At 41.2% G+C, this 4,667-nt stretch carries 3 protein-coding genes and 2 pseudogenes; 2 read left to right on the top strand and 3 right to left on the bottom strand.

Annotated elements, in window-relative coordinates:
- Positions 1-47: 47 nt before the first annotated feature.
- Positions 48-554: pseudogene (locus AAEZ02_RS21530) on the bottom strand (Fic family protein); the annotation flags it as partial.
- A gap of 105 nt (positions 555-659) precedes the next feature.
- Between AAEZ02_RS21530 and AAEZ02_RS21525 the strand changes: the two are divergent.
- Positions 660-1,940, top strand: a complete 1,281-nt coding sequence (locus AAEZ02_RS21525) for an IS4 family transposase (protein WP_351124956.1) — start codon at positions 660-662, stop codon at positions 1,938-1,940.
- Between the two features lie 14 nt (positions 1,941-1,954).
- On the opposite strand, the pseudogene AAEZ02_RS21520 reads toward AAEZ02_RS21525, so the two are convergent.
- Positions 1,955-2,587: pseudogene (locus AAEZ02_RS21520) on the bottom strand (Fic family protein); the annotation flags it as partial.
- A 160-nt stretch (positions 2,588-2,747) separates the two neighbouring features.
- Positions 2,748-2,900 (bottom strand): transposase family protein, encoded by a 153-nt coding sequence (locus AAEZ02_RS23775; protein ID WP_372491521.1) that lies wholly within the window; start codon positions 2,898-2,900, stop codon positions 2,748-2,750.
- Positions 2,901-3,494: 594 nt separating this feature from the next.
- Here AAEZ02_RS23775 and AAEZ02_RS21510 point away from each other — a divergent pair.
- Positions 3,495-4,130, top strand: a complete 636-nt coding sequence (locus AAEZ02_RS21510) for an alternative oxidase (protein WP_124014342.1) — start codon at positions 3,495-3,497, stop codon at positions 4,128-4,130.
- Positions 4,131-4,667: the final 537 nt, after the last annotated feature.

The raw sequence follows: 4,667 nt of genomic DNA, 5'->3' as shown, positions 1-4,667 counted from the left end.
AGTGTAATTTGTTTCATGGGGCTATGATGATCCCATTTGGGACAAAATCAAGCATTTTCAATGATCACGGGTATATAACAGCTGAACTGATTACTGTCTTTGGTCATCAAAGTGACAAATTTAGGATGAACAAATAGCTTCTCTTTGCCTGATTGCACTTCTTCGAGTACACCTATTTCACAAAGCTTTTTTAAATATACTGAGGCGGTTTGACGCTTTGCTAAACCAATATCAACTAAGTTCTGAATGCGACAATAAGGTTGCTCAAAAATGACTTGCACCAGCTCATAACTATAGATTTTGGGCAATTGTAGGCGAACATATTCGGTGGTGTGCTCAGTTAACTCTAGAGCTGCAGCAACTTTATGGGTAGTCCACTTAGCTGTTTGTTCTACGGCATTAAGCATAAAGATGATCCACGGTTGCCACTCCTGCTTTGTTGTCACATTAAGTAACAAGCGATAGTAATCTTGCTTATTAGCGACGATATAACGGCTTAAATACAAGATTGGTGCGCTAAGCAGTTGCTGATCGATAAGATAGAGGATATTCATAGACAGGATCTTTAGCGATAAATCTATATTTTAGATAGAAAAAAGGCCTTATTTATGATCTGATGATGGTCGCCCAAAAACCACCATGACCAATAAATAAAGCCTATGACTATTATCTCCTTAAAAAAGCAGTTCATGCAATTCTTCAATGCAGACATCCTTCAAAAAACGGCTAAGCGCACTGGATTTATACAGCGAAATCGCTCTGTTCTTCCTGAACAACTGGTGCCGAGTTTGGTTTCTGCGTTGAGCAAAGGGAACTGCCATGCTATTGCTGACTTACATCGTCAGTTCAATGGAATGTGTCTGACAGAAAAAGATAATGTGGCTTACAAGCCTTTTCACAACCAGCTCCGTAAAGCAGCCTTTCCTGATTTTATGAAGCAACTGGTTCAGTTGGCTATCGCCCAATTTGCGCGCCAACAATGCGCTCTGCTACCGAAAAAGTTGTCTTGCTTTGATGATATATTGCTTCAAGATGGCAGCTCTTTTCATGTCCACAAGGCGTTAGCAGACGTCTACCCAAGCCGTTTTAAACGTAATCCAGCTGCGATAGAGTGCCATATGACCATGTCATTACGCACGTTTAACCCAACAGCGATGACGATAAGTGCTGATACGGCTTCAGAAAGGGCCTATCTCCCCATGGCATTGAGGATGAACAACAAACTGCTTCTGGCTGATGCGGGCTATCCTGATTTTGATCATTTCGCCGATGTGGAACGCCATAATGGTTTCTATATTTTCCGGGGGGCAAAGTCACTCAACCCAAGGGTTGTTGAAGCTAAAAATGGCAAGGGCCGCGTGCTTGCTAAGCTTGCTGGAATGAAGCTAAAAGACATAACGCGTCGCACCAACCGCTCTGAAGTCCTTGACTTAAAAGTCCGCAGAGGAAAACAGGAGTTTCGAGTTATAAGGCGTTGGTTCGCTGAAGAAAAGCGTTTTTGCATCTGGTTAACAAACCTACCACTAGAGGCTTACTCGGCCGATGACATTATGGCAATTTACCGCTGCCGCTGCCGCTGCCGCTGGCAGGTTGAGCTGTTGTTCAAAGAGTTGAAATCACATACAAATTGGAAGAGATTTGCAACCGCGCAGAAAGCGATAGTTGACGGCCTAGTGTGGGCCAGCCTGCTGGCACTTATCATCAGACGCAGCACAGCACTTCAGATTATGCCCTCTGTTTCGCTATTTAAAGCAGCAAAGAATGTGGACGTTTGGCTGCTGCCGATCTTTGAATGTATCTGTCATCGGGCCTGGTCAGAAATAACAGAAAAGTTAGACTGGGCGGTCTGCTATATAACAAGAAACGCACAAAAGTCACAACAGAGAAAATCTAGAAAAGACATAACGTTAGATGGGATTTTTGCAGGCCTTAATGCTTAAGGTCCAGTGTATGAGAGGATATTAAGCACGCGGCCAGTACGACCATTACCATCAATAAAAGGGTGGATTGCTTCAAACTGGTAGTGGGCCATTGCCATTTTAATCAGTGGATCGACATCATCCTGATTATGCAAAAAAGCTTCCCAGTTACTGAGTAGATCACGAATAACAGTCTCACCTGCTGGTGGGGTGTAGATAACCTCACCCGTGGCCTGATTGGTTAAACTGGTGCCAGGTACTTTATGCACGTCCATCTGCACAGACTTGATGGTACTGCAGATCTCTAATGCGGTTGTGACACATAGCGGCCGGCTGGTTAGTTCAGTAAAACCTTGATAAAGCGCAATACGGTAGCGAAGCGCTTCTTTGGTCATTGGGTCGGCTTGGCTGTCTTCTTGGGCATACTGAAACAGTTTGTCTGTGGTGGTGAAAATGTTTTCTATCTCGCTACTGCCTTGAGCTTCGAGTAAAGGTAGTAAGTTGATAAGCAGGCCTTGGTTAGGCAATAGCTCACCCGCTTGTTTTAATTCAGCAAGGGCAGGAATACAGGCTCTGAGTATAGGTAAGGTTTCGGCCAACACCCCTAGCTTGTTATCTAGTGGTAGAGGGGGCAAATGGTTGTATGCTTGTTCAGCTTGCCATTTTATGTTTAAAAAACCTTCCTTTTTCGACATATGTTGATATTGCAGTGAGCTTATGTCGATTCAATTGACATGTAAAAATCACATGTTTATAAAAGCTAATTTAATCGACATGTTTTGAGTGGTTTTGGTGTTCATGTCGATCGCTTCAACATAAAGAAGCTGCTTAACAATTTAGGCGACAACTATCTTGAAAAACACCGGAAATCCAAGACTGAAATGCTTTTTCTATTTCATCTGATTTTAATCGACAGCTAACACGTGCGATAGTGTCATGTTTTGGTATACCAGCCTCGAAAGTACCGTATTTTTTAACCAATCAAGTTTGAGATGACGAAAGTCCTCAATATCCTCTCAACCTTCAGCCCAGACAGCACGGCCGTGATGGCGAGTAAAAGGATATCGATGAGTTGATGCTTTTTACAGCGTTCAATACTAGGATCTGTATTCGAATTAAAATGTCTTAGAGAAATAGTACTCATTTTCATCTACCAAGGAAATTATTATCTCTTGATCTGATCACGACTTGTTCTAAAAGTTCAATTTATAATGATCTTGCCGTGGGTTACTAGTCGTATCTATTGTTGTGATGTTGATTTCTATCCAGTTCCATCTCATCCTATCAGTACTAGGTACTGCAACAGAAGCTTATCAAATAGCTGAAGATATTTAGTGAACAAACCATGGTAGTGATGACAATCCGTTAATTAAAGATATTTGAATAATCGGTAACTAGGGGCTGTTGATCCCTGTTTAAAATAGTCGTAATGGTCGCAAATCATACAAAGATCAACAGACTCAAATGTAGTCATTTATTTAACCTAAACTCAGTCTTTTTTTGCTGAGTTTAAAAGATATAAGAATGTAATCAAGATATTGAAATCACTACTACTAAAAGACAGGAAAGCTCCATATGTCAGACTTTGAATTGAAACACAAAACAGCCTCCAAACTATCGGAACACGTGGCATACAAAATCACACAGTGCCTAAAGTTTCTTTTAAATATATTTTATGGCACAAAATACGCTAAGCGTGCCGTGATTTTGGAAACTATTGCCGCGGTGCCGGGGATGGTGGCGGGCATGTTTAATCATCTAAAAGCCTTACGCCGGATGAAAGATGATGAAGGATGGATCCGTGAATTGTTAGATGAGGCAGAAAACGAGAGAATGCATCTGATGATATTCTTGGAGGTTGCAAAACCAAGCTGGGTTGAACGAGCGTTAGTACTGCTTGGCCAAGGTGCTTTCATTATTGTGTTTAGCTTGATTTATTTGCTGTCTTCTAAGATTGCGCATCGCGTAGTTGGGTATTTTGAAGAAGAGGCCTGTAAAAGCTACACTGAATATCTAGACAAAATTGATGCTGGTGAAGTGGAAGATGGGGGAGCCCCTAAAATTGCCATTAAGTATTACAAGTTACCGTTAGATGCTTCACTACGAGATGTGATTGTTAAAATCCGTGAGGATGAATCTAAACATCGAGATCGAAATCATTCATTTGCTGATGCGTACGAAAGTAATAATTTGCCTGCACATCAGAGTTAATCCCCTGTTTTATTGTACCTAGCAGAGTTTGATAGTCGGATTTATAACTGTTTGTTCAAACTGTAGTTGAATAGCTCATTTGGCCAAAAACCACATAAAATGCTAGACATAACGCTTGTTATGGTTGATGAGAGTGAAGGGGACAGCTAGCTCCCTTCACTTACCCTGTATAATATAATCTGTATTACCATCGTTTAGTGCAATGACCCTAGCAATGTCAATATGATGTTTATGCTTGGAGATTCTGTTATCGTGGTTGCAGGAGCTCAATATTGAAGCAAATCAAATCTTGTCATAGTACGAACTGATCCAGCTTCCGTTGAGATTGAAAAGCTTGAAGACTTAACGTATCCAATCAAAGCAGATCAGCTAAGCTTTTATCGAATCTGTGGAGAAAACACCTGATTCAAGCGCAGCGAAAGTCGCGAGTATGAATCGATAACCTAACTTTACTCTTGAATATACCCATGATCAATGAAGATGCTTGATTTTTTACCAATGAAGATCACCATACCCCTCATGAAAAACATCAAGTTG

It is taken from the genome of Shewanella sp. T24-MNA-CIBAN-0130 (assembly GCF_040310185.1).
Classification (GTDB): domain Bacteria; phylum Pseudomonadota; class Gammaproteobacteria; order Enterobacterales; family Shewanellaceae; genus Shewanella; species Shewanella psychromarinicola.
This window is presented reverse-complemented; position numbering and strand designations above follow the sequence as displayed.